Origin of the sequence: Pseudarthrobacter sp. P1, from assembly GCF_050156935.1 — a bacterium.
Taxonomy (GTDB): domain Bacteria; phylum Actinomycetota; class Actinomycetes; order Actinomycetales; family Micrococcaceae; genus Specibacter.
In genome coordinates this window covers 726050-739540 of record NZ_CP189584.1, presented here as the reverse complement: position 1 = coordinate 739540, position 13491 = coordinate 726050, and the positions used below count along the sequence as shown (strand labels likewise).

Annotated in this window: 11 protein-coding genes; 6 read left to right on the top strand and 5 right to left on the bottom strand. The window is 68.8% G+C overall.

The genetic code is table 11. The features are described from left to right. Window positions 1-217: 217 nt before the first annotated feature. Together ACQCSX_RS03375 and ACQCSX_RS03370 are read right to left on the bottom strand one after the other, a co-directional pair. Window positions 218-2710, bottom strand: coding sequence for a beta-glucosidase family protein (locus tag ACQCSX_RS03375; protein ID WP_427017672.1), 2493 nt, complete (start codon window positions 2708-2710; stop codon window positions 218-220). Next, complete coding sequence (locus ACQCSX_RS03370) at window positions 2711-3979, bottom strand: MFS transporter (RefSeq protein WP_427017671.1); 1269 nt, start codon at window positions 3977-3979, stop codon at window positions 2711-2713. It lies immediately after the preceding gene. Window positions 3980-4076: 97 nt separating this feature from the next. Between ACQCSX_RS03370 and ACQCSX_RS03365 the strand changes: the two genes are divergently transcribed. Together ACQCSX_RS03365 and ACQCSX_RS03360 are read left to right on the top strand one after the other, a co-directional pair. Next, the gene (locus ACQCSX_RS03365) at window positions 4077-4661 is read left to right on the top strand and encodes a TetR/AcrR family transcriptional regulator (RefSeq protein WP_427017670.1); all 585 of its coding nucleotides are present in this window, start codon (window positions 4077-4079) and stop codon (window positions 4659-4661) included. A gap of 315 nt (window positions 4662-4976) precedes the next feature. Next, on the top strand, window positions 4977-5633 hold the full coding sequence (locus ACQCSX_RS03360) for a glycosyltransferase family 87 protein (RefSeq protein ID WP_427017669.1): 657 nt from the start codon (window positions 4977-4979) through the stop codon (window positions 5631-5633). Window positions 5634-5662: 29 nt separating this feature from the next. Here ACQCSX_RS03360 and ACQCSX_RS03355 read toward each other — a convergent pair whose 3' ends face one another. Beyond that, window positions 5663-6796, bottom strand: coding sequence for a hypothetical protein (locus tag ACQCSX_RS03355; protein WP_427017668.1), 1134 nt, complete (start codon window positions 6794-6796; stop codon window positions 5663-5665). A gap of 189 nt (window positions 6797-6985) precedes the next feature. Beyond that, window positions 6986-7639, bottom strand: coding sequence for a GntR family transcriptional regulator (locus tag ACQCSX_RS03350; RefSeq protein WP_427017667.1), 654 nt, complete (start codon window positions 7637-7639; stop codon window positions 6986-6988). Between the two features lie 123 nt (window positions 7640-7762). Between ACQCSX_RS03350 and ACQCSX_RS03345 the strand changes: the two genes are divergently transcribed. Both ACQCSX_RS03345 and ACQCSX_RS03340 read left to right on the top strand, forming a co-directional pair. Next, the gene (locus tag ACQCSX_RS03345) at window positions 7763-8911 is read left to right on the top strand and encodes an ATP-NAD kinase family protein (RefSeq protein ID WP_427017666.1); all 1149 of its coding nucleotides are present in this window, start codon (window positions 7763-7765) and stop codon (window positions 8909-8911) included. A gap of 66 nt (window positions 8912-8977) precedes the next feature. After that, entirely contained in the window at window positions 8978-9736 is a 759-nt protein-coding gene (locus ACQCSX_RS03340) for an SDR family NAD(P)-dependent oxidoreductase (protein ID WP_427017665.1), read from the top strand. 138 nt (window positions 9737-9874) lie between these two features. Here ACQCSX_RS03340 and ACQCSX_RS03335 read toward each other — a convergent pair whose 3' ends face one another. Continuing rightward, a complete protein-coding gene (locus tag ACQCSX_RS03335) occupies window positions 9875-10705 on the bottom strand; it encodes an oxidoreductase (RefSeq protein WP_427017664.1) in 831 nt (276 codons plus the stop codon). Window positions 10706-11100: 395 nt separating this feature from the next. On the opposite strand from ACQCSX_RS03335, the gene ACQCSX_RS03330 reads away from it, so the two are divergent. Then, on the top strand, window positions 11101-11793 hold the full coding sequence (locus ACQCSX_RS03330) for a hypothetical protein (protein ID WP_427017663.1): 693 nt from the start codon (window positions 11101-11103) through the stop codon (window positions 11791-11793). 213 nt (window positions 11794-12006) lie between these two features. Next, the gene (rox, locus tag ACQCSX_RS03325; RefSeq protein ID WP_427017662.1) at window positions 12007-13458 is read left to right on the top strand and encodes a rifampin monooxygenase; all 1452 of its coding nucleotides are present in this window, start codon (window positions 12007-12009) and stop codon (window positions 13456-13458) included. Window positions 13459-13491: the final 33 nt, after the last annotated feature.

The window sequence follows — 13491 nt, the reverse complement described above, 5'->3', positions numbered from 1 at the left end:
CACCCCGTCCCACGGTGGCCGCAGGACGGTGATTCCAATCCATGGCGCATACGCCGACGTCCGGAGACCAGCGGGGCGCAGGCAAATGCGCACCTTCCACGCTCCTCCCATCCCGGGCGTTTGTCGAGGAAACGGCGCACCGAAAACGGCAGCGGGTGGCCACCCCAGGAAGGTGGCCGCCCGCTGCGCCGGGGCCGGCGGGGCCACCGGGGCCGCGCTAGCGGAGCGCGATATCCCCAGCCGGTGCCAGCTGCGCCACACTGGTGCCCACCAGCACCTGAAACCGGCCGTGCTCGAACTGCCAGCCGCCGTCGTAGTGGGCAAAGGCGCGGGCCGGCAGGGTGACCTGCACCGTGGTGGCACCGCCCGCGGCCAGGTGGACGGTGGCATAGCCGGCCAGCCAGCGCACCGGGCGCTCCACGGCCGATTCCGTGCGGGCCAGGTAGACCTGCACCACCTGGCGCCCGGCCCGGGAACCGGTGTTCGCGACCGGGACATGGACGACGACGCCGCTGCCGGCCCGTGCGGACAGCGGCAGGTTGGCCTCGCCGAGGCTGAACGTCGTGTAGCCCAGGCCATGGCCGAAGGGGTACGCCGGGGACGCCCCGCCGACGGCCTGCTGCTTCAGCCAGGCGCGGTAGCCGATGTGGATGCCCTCGCTGTAGACCAGTTTGCCGTCCACCGGAGTGGTGTTGAGCACCGGGACGTCCGCCAGCGCCGCCGGCCAGGACGTGGGCAGGCGTCCGCCGGGCTCCTGGCCGCCCAGCAGCACATCGGCCAGTGCGGTGCCGAACTCCTGCCCGCCGAACCAGCCCACCAGGATGGCATCCACCGAATCGCGCCACGGCATCACCACCGGGGAGCCGGAGTTGACGACGACGACGGTGCGCGGGTTGGCCGCGGCGACGGCGGCCACCAAGGCGTTCTGGTGCCCCGGCAGGTCCAGATCCGTCCTGTCGAAGCCCTCGGATTCGATGGCCGAGTTGGTGCCCACCACCACAATGGCGACGTCGGCGGCACGGGCCGCCGCGACGGCGTCGGCGATCTCCGCCTCCGGATCGGCGACAACCGTCTCCTCGCCCAGCAGGATGGCCGTCAGCGGGACGGCCTGGCTCTGCGGCATTTGGTAGACCGCTTCGATGTCGAAGGCCTGCCCGGCCTCGGCGGTGACGGCGTGCAGAGTCTGGGGCGGGGAGAATAGCGCGGCGCCGAGGACGTTGGTGCCATCCTCCAGCTCGGCGTTGAACACCTCGGTGCCACCGATGGACAGCGAGACCTGGCCCACCGTCCCGATGCCGAGGTGGTGCACGCCGGCTGTGCGTGCGGTCCACTGGGTGCGGATGCGGATGGTGGCTGTGCCCTTGGGGATGCCGGCCCCAAACCAGATCAGGTGCGAGGCCCAGCGGTCCTCAGCGGAGATCTCCGTGCCGGCGGCATTCAGGAACGATACGCGCATGCCCGGGACGTTGGACACCGGGTTGCGGAGGTCCGCCCGCGCGAATTCCTGCAGCCCCTCCGCCACCTTGGCGCCGCGCGAGTAGCTGACCGCCACGCCGTCCGGCAGCGCCGCGCGCAGGCCATCGAGCGGCGAGACGGTGGATTTGGGCATGACGGTGGCGCTGCCGCCGCCTTGGATGCGGGCATGGTGCGCGTTGTGGCCAATGACCGCCACGCTCTTCAACGCGGAGGCGTCCAGCGGGAGCAGGTTGTTCTCATTGCGCAGCAGCACGGCGCTGCGGACCGCCACCTCGCGGGCCACGGCGGCGCCGTCGAGCTCGGCGGGCAGTTCGGCGACGGCCGGCTCAAAACCGTCCAGCACACCCACGCGGGCGGCCAGGCGCAGAATGCGGGTGACCTTCGCCAGGATCGCGGCCCGGCGGACCCGGCCGTCCTCGACGGCGGCCAGCAGCGCGCCACCCCAGTGGCCCACCGGCCCCGGCATCTCCAGGTCCTGGTGCGCGTTGGCCGCCGCCACCGAGCGGACGCCCGTCCAGTCGGAGACCACGACGCCGTCGAAGCCCCATTCGGTGGACAGCGGGGTCTCCAGCAGGGCGTTCTCGCTGGCGGTGGTGCCGTTGACGGAGTTGTAGGAGCTCATCACCAGCCAGGCCTTGGCCTCGGTGATGGCGTCCTCAAAGGCAGCCAGGTAGAGCTCGCGCAGCGGGCGCTCGGCCACCACGGAATCGGCGGTGAACCGGTCCGTCTCGGCGTCGTTGGCGATGAAGTGCTTGGGCGTGGCGCCGACGCCCCTGGACTGGACGCCGCCGACATAGGCCGCCGCCAGGGTTGCCGTCAGCCGCGGATCCTCGCTCATGCATTCAAAGTGGCGCCCGCCCAGCGGGGAACGGTGCAGGTTGATGGTCGGGCCCAGTACCACGTGGACGCCCTTGCGGCGGGCCTCCTGGCCCAGCACCGCACCGTAGCGGCGGGCAACCTCCGTGCTCCAGGTGGCGGCCAGCGCCGAGCCGGAGGGCAGCGAGATGGAGTCGTGCCGCTCGTCAAAGTCCTCGCCGCGCACACCAGCCGGGCCATCGGAGAGGACGATCCTGCCCAGACCGATCTCCGCGATGGCATGGGTGGACCACACATCGGCCCCGGTGAGGAGCTGGACCTGCTGGGCCAGGCTAAGCCGGCCGGCCAGTTCGCCGATGCGCCGGTCGACGTCGATGCCGGTGGACACCGGTGCCCGGGTTTCGTGGGTAATGGTCATCTATTTAACTCCTTTGATGCGGGTGACAAGTGCGGCACCGACGAGGCCGACGACGGCCCCGCCGAGAAAGAGTGCGGGGTAGCCGCCCAGGGCGATCACCGGGAAGGCCAGGGCGGGGACTAGGGACTGCGGCAGCGCCTGGGCGATGTTGAAGACGCCGAAGGTCTTGGCGTTCTCGCCCTGGCCGGCCGGCAGGAGATCGGCGATGAGGGCGACGTCGACGGCGCCGAAGCAGCCCAGCCCCAGGCCCACGATGGCCTGGCCCACGAGCACCTGGTTGGTGCCGGTGCTGGTGGCGATGACGATGAGGCCGGCCATGATGATGACGGCGGAGGCGATGACCAGTGCCTTGCGGCGGCCGATCCGGTCGCTGATCCAGCCGCCGAACCCGCTGGTGACAACGGTTCCGACGGCGCTGATGAGCGTGGCGCGGAAGACCAGGTTGGGCACGTCCGCCTCGGGGACCTGCAGGTGGTCGGTGAAGAAGTAGGGCAGGTACAGCCGGGCGGCGCAGTAGCCGATGTAGACCATGAACTTCGTGAGCCAGGCCCAGCCCAGGCCCGGGAGCTTGCGCGGGTTGAAGTAGAAGGAGCCGATGATTTCCTTCAGGTCCAGCGGCGCCGGCTTGGTCTCCAGCACCCGGTCCTTGAAGGTGAAGGCAAAGCCAATGGCCATGGCGACGCCGACAATCCCGGGCACCACTGCCATGAGGAAGGCGCTGTCGAAGAGCTGGGCGAAGAAGGTTGCCGCCACCAGGCCCACGGGCAGGGTCATGCCCACCAGCCCGGAGATGCGGCCGCGCTGGTCCGCTGCGGCCTGGTCCGGCAGCGTGGCCACCAGTGCGGACAGGGCCGCGTTGAAACCGAGCTGTGCGAGGATCCAGCCGATCATCACCCCGGGGACGCCGGTGGCGGTGCCCAGGATGAACAGGGCGCCGAGGCCTACCAGCGAGCCGCCCACGATCCATGGCTTGCGCATGCCAAAGCGGGAGGTGGTCCTGTCGCTGAGCCGGCCGAACAGCGGGTTGGCCAGCAGGGCAATGATGGCGCCGACGCCGGCCACCAGGCTCAGCGCTCCGGCACGGGTTTCCGGTGTGGTGATTTCCGAAACCTTGATGGCCAGCACCACGATGGCCGGTGCCAGGACGGCCATCCACAGTCCGGTGCTGGCGATGGGCATGCCGACCATGTAGGCCAGGGTTGCCCGCTGCGGCGCCGGAGTGGGTTCAGTCTGGGGAATTGCGGGGGTGCTGCTCAAGAAAGTGGCCACATTGCCTCCTAAAGAAGTGGCCCTCCGTTGGGCCTCGAAGTGAGTTTACACACAAAAATCAAGTGCGACTAGGTTTTTACTGAATTAGACTTTGGCCATGCCCACATCCAAAGCCCGGGGCCCCTACGCCAAGGGGACCGAACGCCGCGAACAGATCATCAAGACCGCAACGGACGTCTTTGCCACGGAGGGGTTTGAGGGCACGGCACTGAAGCATGTTGCCGAGCTGGTGGGGGTCAAGGAGGCCACCCTGTTCCACTACTTCAGCGGCAAGCAGGAATTGCTCACGGCCGTGCTGGCCGAACGCGACAGGCGGGGTGTGGACAGTGCGCCCGGCGATGTTCCCCGGATGGACCTTATGCCCGGGGTGGCGGACCAGAACCGGGACCAGCCGGGCCTGACCACGCTGTACGCCGTCGCTTCCGCCACCGCCAACTCCCCCGACCATGCCTCCCACGCGTACTTTCGGGACAGGTATGCCTGGCTGGTCGCCGAACTCAGCGCTGACATCGCCGAGCGCCAGCAGGCCGGTTCGGTGCGCACGGACCTGCCGCCGGCCGAGCTGGCCAGGCTGGTGATTGCCACCTTCGACGGTATCCAGCTCCAGTGGCTCTACGACAAGAGCGTGGACATGGGGCAGGCGCTGCGCGGGCTGATCGAGGTGCTGCTGGCGCCGCGCTGAATGGCCGCGCCGCGACGGCGTGGTCCTCGGATCCGGGTGGGTTACATGGCAACATCGGGATCATGAACAGCAGCACAGGTGCCGACACGACCCCTTTCCGATCCGATACGGATCAACGGAGCGTCTTCGCCAGGAAATTTCCACTGGCGACCCGCTTGGCGCTCATTCTCATCTGGCCTTTGGTCTCTCGGCTTTGTACGCGGTGTTCCGGCACTTCGTCACGGGCAATGCACTAGGGGAGACTCCCATGCCTACTGGCTCGCGGCGCAGGGCGAGCTTGTCTACCGTGCAAGTCCCGGACGCGAGGATGCATACTTGTATTCGCCCGCGTTCGTCGCGGTGATCAAGCCGCTGGCGTTGCTTCCCTGGCCCCTGTTTTGTGCGGCATGGCTTGGGATCGAGGCAGCAGTCCTGTTTTGGCTGGTGAGGCCCCTGCGGGCGCGCTGGGCCATTCCGGTGGCACTGCTGTGTCTGCCTGAACTCGTCGTCGGCAACATCTACATTCTGCTCGCCGCGACCGCCGTGCTCGGCATGCGAAGGCCCGCCGCATGGTCCTTCGGCATCCTCACGAAGATCACCACAGGCGTCGGCCTCCTCTGGTTCGGCAGCCGCGGGGACTGGAAGCGGCTGCTTCAAGGCATTGGTAAAACGGTGCTCATCATCGCCGTCTTTTATGCAGTCGACCCCGCCGCCTGGAGTGCCTGGGTGCAGTTCCTGTTCGACAACAGAAACGCAACGCCCGACAGCAGGGTCAGCTTCGTAGTGCGGTGCCTCATCGCCGTGGCCTTGGTCGTCGTCGGTGCCCGGAAACAATGGGCCTTTCTCGTCGCTCCGGCGATGGTGCTGGCGTTGCGCGTCCTCGTCGGCATGGTTCCGTGGACCATCCTGGTTGCCGTACCGCGGCTTCTCATGGAGGGCAGTCCAGACCGCCCGGTCGGTGACAACCAAGCCAAGAAACGTAGCCCTGCCTAACCACGCTCAAATGCGAAGGGCCCGTTTGGTCAGCGCCAGGGTGGCGGGTTGTCCGCGATGGTCTCCGGGGTGAGAAGCATGCCCCCAAAATCGGCGCGCGCCTTCGCCAGGGTGTCCGGGTCCGGGTCAATGGTGGCGTACCAGGGAGCCAGGTCCTTGGCCCGGACCAGGTGCTTTCCTCCGCCAAGCGGTTCGATGGTCCAACCGGAGAGGTCCTTGGCGTGCCCCAGGTGGGCGTCGGTGAGCAGCTGCACCCCGTGCGCGTCGGGAATGTACTGCCCATTCAGGTGCCTGTTGTAGCGGATCTGGTATTCCTTCACATACGGGAGCATGGGTCTGCCGTTGGAAAGTGCCATCCAACTGGTGGTGTGCACCAGGCTGTGCTGCACGAACGCCAGATCCGTGTCCGCGGGGAACGCGACCATGGCCCGGACAACCTTGGCCAGCCGGACCTGCCTGGACACATCATCGTCCATGACCTCGTAACAGGTTTGGCCCAGGGGGCCCACATACATCGAGACCTTCCGGCGTGGTTCGGAGCGCAGGTAGGCCACGCCGGCCTGGGCAAACTTCGCGGCGGCGTCCGCCAGAGGCTGCCCGACATCGGGGTTCTTTGTCCGGGTCCGGTGGATGCTGCGCTCTAGGTACTCGTCCGCACCGGCGAAGCGGCCCCACGCCGTGGCGGTGTCGGCGATCTTCGCTGTCAGGGCGGCCGGGACATGCCAGCCACGCTCCTGTTCGTCTCGGTCCAGGAGGGCCAGGTCCTTGGTCTGGTAGGACACGAACGCCGTCAGCTGGCGCGGCAACTCGACTGCGCCGCTCAACCAGTCCTGGAAGAACGCGTGTGGCGCGGCGGTGACCCTCCCGGCCAGGCCCAGGGACTGCAAATGCCCGGCGAAGACAGCCAGCCAGGCGCGCACACCCTCCTCGGGGCCGGCCCTGCTCATAAAAGCCACCGGTCCGGCGTCGGAGTCCAAAACACCCTCGGTGAAGACATCGCCGCCCCACCCGGCGTCCTCGACTTCCTGGTTGGCGACCTGGACCGCGGCAAAGACATCCTTCGACCCGCGGGGCCGGAACTGCAGCCACAGTTCCTCGTACTGGGCCTTCCGCAAGGCCCGCTCCAGCACGCCCCACACAATCTCAACGCCGGGCCCCGGCATACGATCCCCCTTCGCTACCACGCGGTGCCACCACTGTCCGGCGAACATACCGTATGCCATTGCGAAGAGTCGAGGAAGCCGCTCGAACCGGCCGGTGCCACCGCCGCCGTGCCAATCGGGGCTGTGCCTCTACACGGATGCCCCGGACCAAGCGTCCGGGGCATCCGTAGTGGGGTGGTGCGGAGGGAGTCAGGCGGGCCGCTTGGCCGCCACGACTTCGATGAGCCGGCTGGTCCCGTTGTTCCAGTTCGCCGCCAGCGCCGTAACGGCGGCCTGCACGTCGCCGGCCAGCAAGGCGTTGGCGATTTCCTCGTGCTCGGACGCCGACCGCTCGATCAGGTCCGTGCTGGCCACCAGGAGCCGCTCGTAGCGGCGCAGGGCGAGCTTCATCGAGGCGATGCTCTCCGCCAGGCGCCGGTTGGGGTTGCCGGAGAGCAACAGTTCATGGAATTCGTCGTCATGGCGGTCCAGCTCGGCCGAGGAGCCGATGGACGCCGTAAAGCCGAGGGCCTGCGACAGCAGCTTGGGGGCAATGTCCGCCAGCACCTCCGGTGGCGTCAATTGCACGGCCAGCGATTCCAGGGCAGCGATGATCTGCACCATCTCGGCAAAGTCGGCCGCGCTGACCGGGGCCCAACGGAACCCCTTGCCGGATTCGCGGTCAATCACGCCCTGCTGCGTCAGGGAGATCAGTGCCTCCCGCAGGGGCGTGCGGCTCACGCCCATTTCAACGGAGAGTGCCACCTCATTGATCGCCGTGCCCATGTCAAAGTCACCGGCACCGACCCGGTCCATGATCTCGGTTTCAATCTGCTCGCGCAGAGTCTGACGTTGTATTGACATGCTCTTCTCCTCACACTGCCGCACAGTCCCCCAGGGGCGGACTGTCCATCGCATCCTAGCGGAAGCGATCCCTTGCCCGGTTCCTACATTCAGTATACTGTATACAGCAGACAGGAGGCCAGTATGCCGCAACCATTCACTATCGGACTTGTAGTCAACCCCGTGGCCGGGCTCGGTGGCCCGTGCGCACAAAAGGGCAGCGACGCCCACGACATCCGGCAAACCGCCCTGGCCGCCGGGGTGGAGCCCCAGGCCGGCCTCCGGGCCCGGCGGGCGCTGGCGCAGCTGGTTGATCGGCTGGCGCACTCCGGCCGCGACGCCGTCGTGCTCACCGGCCCGGGCGAGCTGGGCGCCGACGCAGCCGCAGGGCTCTGCCCCGTGGAAATCCTCGGCGCGGAGGCCAGTGGCGGTTCCGCGTCACATGGGGCAACAACCGCCGCGTCCACGCGCACACTGGCCGCCAGGCTCCGCGACGCCGGGGTGGATCTGCTGGTCTTCGCCGGCGGCGACGGCACGGCACGCGACGTCCTCGACGCCGTCGGCGCCGACCTGCCGGTGCTGGGCATCCCGGCCGGTGTGAAGATCTACTCCGCCGTGTTCGCCCTGACGCCCGTGGCGGCGGGCACTGCGGCGGCGGCCTGGCTGCTCTCGCCGCGGCGCGAGGCCACCGAGCGCGAGGTGGTGGACATCGACGAGGACGCACTGCGCGCCGGCTCCGCCTCCCCCGCCTACTACGGATCCCTCCAGGTTCCGGTGGACCCCACCCGGCTCCAGGACCGCAAGAGCCCCACCCCGGCCTCCGACTCCACAGCGGTCCGGACCCTGGCCGGCGCCTTCGCCGCGTCAATGCTGCCCGGGCATGCCTATGTCCTGGGCCCTGGCGGGACAACCCATGCCGTGGGCGCCGCACTGGGCCTGGACCTGACCCGATTGGGGGTGGACGTGGTGCGCGACGGCGGCCTGCTGGCCCGGGACGTGACCGCCGGAGCGCTCGAGGAGCTGCTGGCGGACTCGCCGGCCACCATCGTCGTGACGCCGCTGGGCGGCCAGGGCTTCATTGTGGGCCGCGGCAACCAGCAGCTCACCCGGGCCCTGGCCAAGGGCGCCCCGCTGCGCGTCATCGCCACGCCGTCGAAACTTGCCTCCCTCGGCACCCGCCCGCTGCGCGTGGACACCGGCAGCCCGGAGACCGACGCCGTCCTATGTGGCTACGCCAAGGTCCTCACCGGACCCGGCACCGAAACCGTCTACCCCGTCGGCAACGCCGGCTAGGCCAACACCCCAGATTTGCCAGCACGCCAATTGAGCAGGATGGAAGCAGAGAAAATGGAGACCACCATGCGTTTGCAGGATAAGAAGGCCCTTGTCACCGGCGGAGGCTCCGGCATCGGCCGGGCCACGGCCCTGGCCATGGCGGCCGCCGGCGCCGACGTCGCCGTCGTGGACATCAACCACGCCGCGGCACAGGCCGTGGCGGCGGAGATCCAGGCGCTGGGCGTCAACGGCGTCGCCATTGCCGCCGACGTCGCCGACGAGGCGTCCGTCAAGGAAGCGGTGGAGCAGGCAGTCGCCGCCCTGGGCACCATCAATGTGCTCTTCAACAACGCCGGGATCATCCGCCGCGCCAACGTTCTCGACACCACCACGGCCGAATGGGACCAGGTCATGGCCGTCAACGTCCGCGGCGTGTTCCTGATGTGCAAGTTCGTGGTGCCGCTGATGATGGCCGGCGGCGGCGGATCCATCGTCAACACCGGGTCCGGCTGGGGCCTGAAGGGCGGCGGCACGGCCTTGTCCTACTGCGCCTCGAAGGCCGCCGTCGTGAATATGACGCGCGCGCTGGCCATCGACCACGGCCCGGACAACATCCGCGTCAACTCGGTCAACCCGGGCGACACCAACACCCCGATGCTTCGTGAGGAGGCCCGCCAGCTCTCCCAGGAGGAGCAAAGCTTCCTGGACGAGTCCAACGACCGCCCGCTCAAGCGCATGGGCACCCCGGAGGAAATCGCCGAGGCCGTGGTGTGGCTGGCCAGCGACGCCAGCTCCTACGTCACCGGCTCGGCCCTGGTGGTCGACGGCGGCGGCATCGCGTAGTCCCCACCCGCTCCCAAGCCTCGCAGGCTCGCCTTGGGGCCCTCGCGGGCGTGGGCCCAGCTCCGCAGCGAGGAGGCCCGTCCCGGATACCGGGGCGGGCCTTGGCACTGGTCCATTGGGGTTCGAAGAATTCTCTGGTCAGTCCGAGAAACCCGTGCTCCTGCTGGTCGATTCCCAGGCATCGGTCTCGGCCCGGAGGGCATCGAGGGACACACGGAAGGCAGTGACGGAATCGTTGCCAAGCAGAAGGAGACCGGGGGTGTCCGGGCCCTGGACCGCGGCGATGATGGCGCGGGCCGCTTTGGCCGGATCACCCTGCTGGGTTCCGTGGGCGGTGTCGTTTTCCTTGCGGCGCTTCCCGGCGGTCTGGGCGTAATCGGCGATGGCCTCCGCCGATTGGGTCAGCGACCGGCCCGCGTAGTCGGTGCGGAAGGCGCCCGGTTCAACGGCCATGGCGCTGATGCCGAGGGGTTGCGCCTCCTTGCGGAGGGATGCCGTCATCGCTTCGAGGGCAGCCTTCGTGGCCGAGTAGTACCCGGAGCCCTCGGGCGAGAGGCGGGCGCCGATGGAGGAGATGTTGACGATCGCGCCCGACCTGCGGGCACGCATGCCGGGCAGGACCGCCTTGGCCATGGCCACGGCACCGAAGAAGTTCGTGGCGAACAGCGCCTCGACGTCGGCCTCGCCGCCTTCCTCGATGGCCGCGCGGTACCCGTAGCCGGCGTTGTTGACCAGAACGTCGACACCATCGAAACGGTCCTCCGCCTGCCGCACGGCGGCGGAAATCTGGGCACCGTCGGTGACATCGAGTGAGAGCGCCAGCGCTGTCCCGGGGTGCGCGGCGGCGAGATCCTGGACCGTGGAGGCATCCCGGGCAGTGACGACTGCATTGAAGCCGTGGTCGAGGACGGCTTCGGCGAGGGCGCGGCCGAGTCCGGTTGAGCATCCGGTGATGAACCAAGTGGACATGGGTGGTGTTCCTTTCGGCGCGGTACCGGTCCTTCCGGCGGCGACGCTCACCAGTCAACCAAGGTTCGCGCAGGGGTGGGAGTGTCCCTTCATACAGGTACTGGCAGATCCTCCCATCCCGGCAACGATCCGTAGCACTGACAAGACCGTCTACAAGGGCTGAACCCCATTGGTCCCCGAGGCAGGGCGTTCCGGCACGCCGTGACGGGACGCCCCGGGGCCAACTGCCACGGCAGCGCCCGGCTTCACAGCGTCACGGTGACCTCGCTGCGGGAGCCGGCACTTCGGGTGCATCGCGGATCCGTTCGGCCGTCGTCGCCCCTTCCTCCTCGGCACGGACCTGTTCGCCGTGTAGCCCCCTTGATTCGAGGCCGCCACCGGGGCACAGTGGCCCCATGTTCTTCGATCGAAGCCACCGTCCGCAGGATGCCCCCGCGCCGCCGACGCCGGATGAGGTGGCAGCCGGATTTCCCGTTCCCCTGCTCACGCTCGTTCCCCAGGACACTGTCGAGGAGGCCGGTGCCGGGCTGAACTGGGAGACAGGGAACGGACGGCTGGAGAGGGAGGCCGCGACGCTCTCCTACACATTGTGGCGCCACCCGGCGGACCGCGGCGATCCAGCCAACCTGGCGGTGCTCAGCGCCGAGGTCCAAGCGTCTTTGGACGTGGCACCGCCGTGGCCGCTGCCCCCGTGGATTACCGCATGGAGGGCCCGGATGCGGTACCCGCTGCTGTGGGATGCGGTGCGGACCACCCACATCAACGATGGCTCCGGCCGGCCCACGGCGGAGACGGCGCTGGTCCAGCACATCAACTACATCGTGGAGAACCAGTACCGCGCCGAACGCGTCGCCGGCGGATTTCCCGGCAAGCTTCGCGAACCGGCCACCGCACAGCAGCTTGACCACGATGTTCCGATTCTCGTCGACGGCGTCCGGGTGCCGGGCCTGCGCCTCGGCACGGACCCCCACGTCCTGGGCCTGGCGGCCGATCTGGGCGATCGGCTGCTCACCGCCGTCGTCGGCCGGGAATACCTGCCCTACCTGCGCCTCGAGTTTGCCACTCGGCCGTCCCGGCCCACGGAGTAGGCGCCAGCACATGCGAAAGGCAAGGAGAGTCAATCTCCCTGCCACTTTCAGAATACAGCTCGCTGGGGGGCTTGCCGCAAGACCCCTGGCGACGAGCACAATGGTCGGCAGCGGCCAAGATACTTGCGGAAATGGGCGCTGCTCCGGGCGATTCCGCGATTCCGCGATTCGGAGCCGCAGGCCGGAAGGTGGGTTTTTGGATTGGGGCTTCACATGTTCGACGTGATCATTAGCGGCGGCGGGCCGACGGGGATGATGCTGGCCAGCGAGTTGCGGCTGCACGACGTGGACGTGCTCGTGCTGGAGAAGGATGCGGAGCCGAGCAAGCTGGTCCGCTCGCTCGGCCTGCACCCGCGCAGCATCGAGATCATGGACCAGCGCGGGCTGCTGGACCGGTTCCTCGCACACGGGCAGCGGTATCCCGGCGGCGCGGGCCGCTTCGCCGGGATCGACAAACCCCAGCCGGCAAACCTGGACACCGCACACGGCTACGTCCTCGGCATCCCTCAGCCGGTCACCGATCGCCTGCTGGCCGAGCGCGCCGCCGAGCTCGGCGCACGGATCCGCCGCGGCGCCGAGGTGGCGGGTGTAGAGCAGGACCAGGACGGGGTGAGCGTCGAGCTCGCCGACGGCACACGGCTGCGCTCGCGCTGGCTGGTCGGCTGCGACGGCGGACGCAGCCTGGTGCGCAGACTGGTCGGTATCGGCTTCCCCGGCGAGCCCGCCAAGACCGAGTGGCTCCTCGGCGAAGTCGAGGTGACAGCGCCGCCGGAGGAGGTGGCCGCACTGTCGGACGAGGTTCGCAAGACCCACAAGGGGTTTGGCATCGGCCCCGCCGGAAACGGCCTGCACCGCGCCGTCGTGCCCGCCGCGACCATGGCCCAGGATCGCTCGGTCCCGCCGACCCTGGAGGAGTTCCGGACGCAGCTGCGGGCGTACGCGGGCACTGACTTCGGCGTCCACTCACCGCGCTGGCTGTCCCGTTTCAGCGACGCCACCCGGCTTGCAGAACAATATCGAGTGGGCCGGGTGCTTCTCGCCGGCGACGCGGCGCACGTCCACCCGCCACTGGGGGGACAGGGGCTCAACCTCGGCATCCAGGATGCGTTCAACCTCGGCTGGAAGCTCGCCGCCGAGGTCAACGGGTGGGCGCCGGGCGGGCTGCTGGACAGCTACTACGCCGAGCGCCACCCGGTCGCCGCCGACGTGCTGAACACCACCCGCGCCCAGTCGGAACTGATCTCCCCCGAGCCCGGCCCGCAGGCCGTGCGCCGGCTGCTGGCCGAGCTGATGGGCTTCGAGGACGTCAGCCGTTTCCTGGCCGAGAAGATCACCGCGATCGGAATCCGCTACGACTTCGGCGTGGGGCCCGAGCTGCTCGGCAGACGACTGCGCGACATCCAGCTGTCGAGGGGCCGCCTCTACGAGCTCACCCGCGAAGGGCGCGGGCTCCTGCTGGATGCAACCGGCAAGCTCTCCGTGACAGGATGGACGGATCGGATCGACCACGTCGCGGACGTCAGCGGGGAACTGGACGCGCCCGCGGTCCTGCTCCGGCCGGACGGCCACGTCGCATGGATCGGCGAAGACCAGAACGACCTGCTCCGCCACCTGCCGACCTGGTTCGGAGCCGCCGCCGAGGCCGCCGGAATCAGCCAAGAGTGACAATCGACATTGCAGTTGTGGCGGCCTTCGCGG

What these genes read in the sequence shown, in the direction of transcription:
- ACQCSX_RS03375 (WP_427017672.1), bottom strand. Translation starts at nt 2,710, where the DNA reads ATGACCATTACCCACGAAACCCGGGCACCGGTGTCCACCGGCATCGAC.
- ACQCSX_RS03365 (WP_427017670.1), top strand. Translation starts at nt 4,077, where the DNA reads ATGCCCACATCCAAAGCCCGGGGCCCCTACGCCAAGGGGACCGAACGC.
- ACQCSX_RS03355 (WP_427017668.1), bottom strand. Translation starts at nt 6,796, where the DNA reads ATGCCGGGGCCCGGCGTTGAGATTGTGTGGGGCGTGCTGGAGCGGGCC.
- ACQCSX_RS03350 (WP_427017667.1), bottom strand. Translation starts at nt 7,639, where the DNA reads ATGTCAATACAACGTCAGACTCTGCGCGAGCAGATTGAAACCGAGATC.
- ACQCSX_RS03345 (WP_427017666.1), top strand. Translation starts at nt 7,763, where the DNA reads ATGCCGCAACCATTCACTATCGGACTTGTAGTCAACCCCGTGGCCGGG.
- ACQCSX_RS03340 (WP_427017665.1), top strand. Translation starts at nt 8,978, where the DNA reads ATGCGTTTGCAGGATAAGAAGGCCCTTGTCACCGGCGGAGGCTCCGGC.
- ACQCSX_RS03335 (WP_427017664.1), bottom strand. Translation starts at nt 10,705, where the DNA reads ATGTCCACTTGGTTCATCACCGGATGCTCAACCGGACTCGGCCGCGCC.
- ACQCSX_RS03330 (WP_427017663.1), top strand. Translation starts at nt 11,101, where the DNA reads ATGTTCTTCGATCGAAGCCACCGTCCGCAGGATGCCCCCGCGCCGCCG.
- rox (WP_427017662.1), top strand. Translation starts at nt 12,007, where the DNA reads ATGTTCGACGTGATCATTAGCGGCGGCGGGCCGACGGGGATGATGCTG.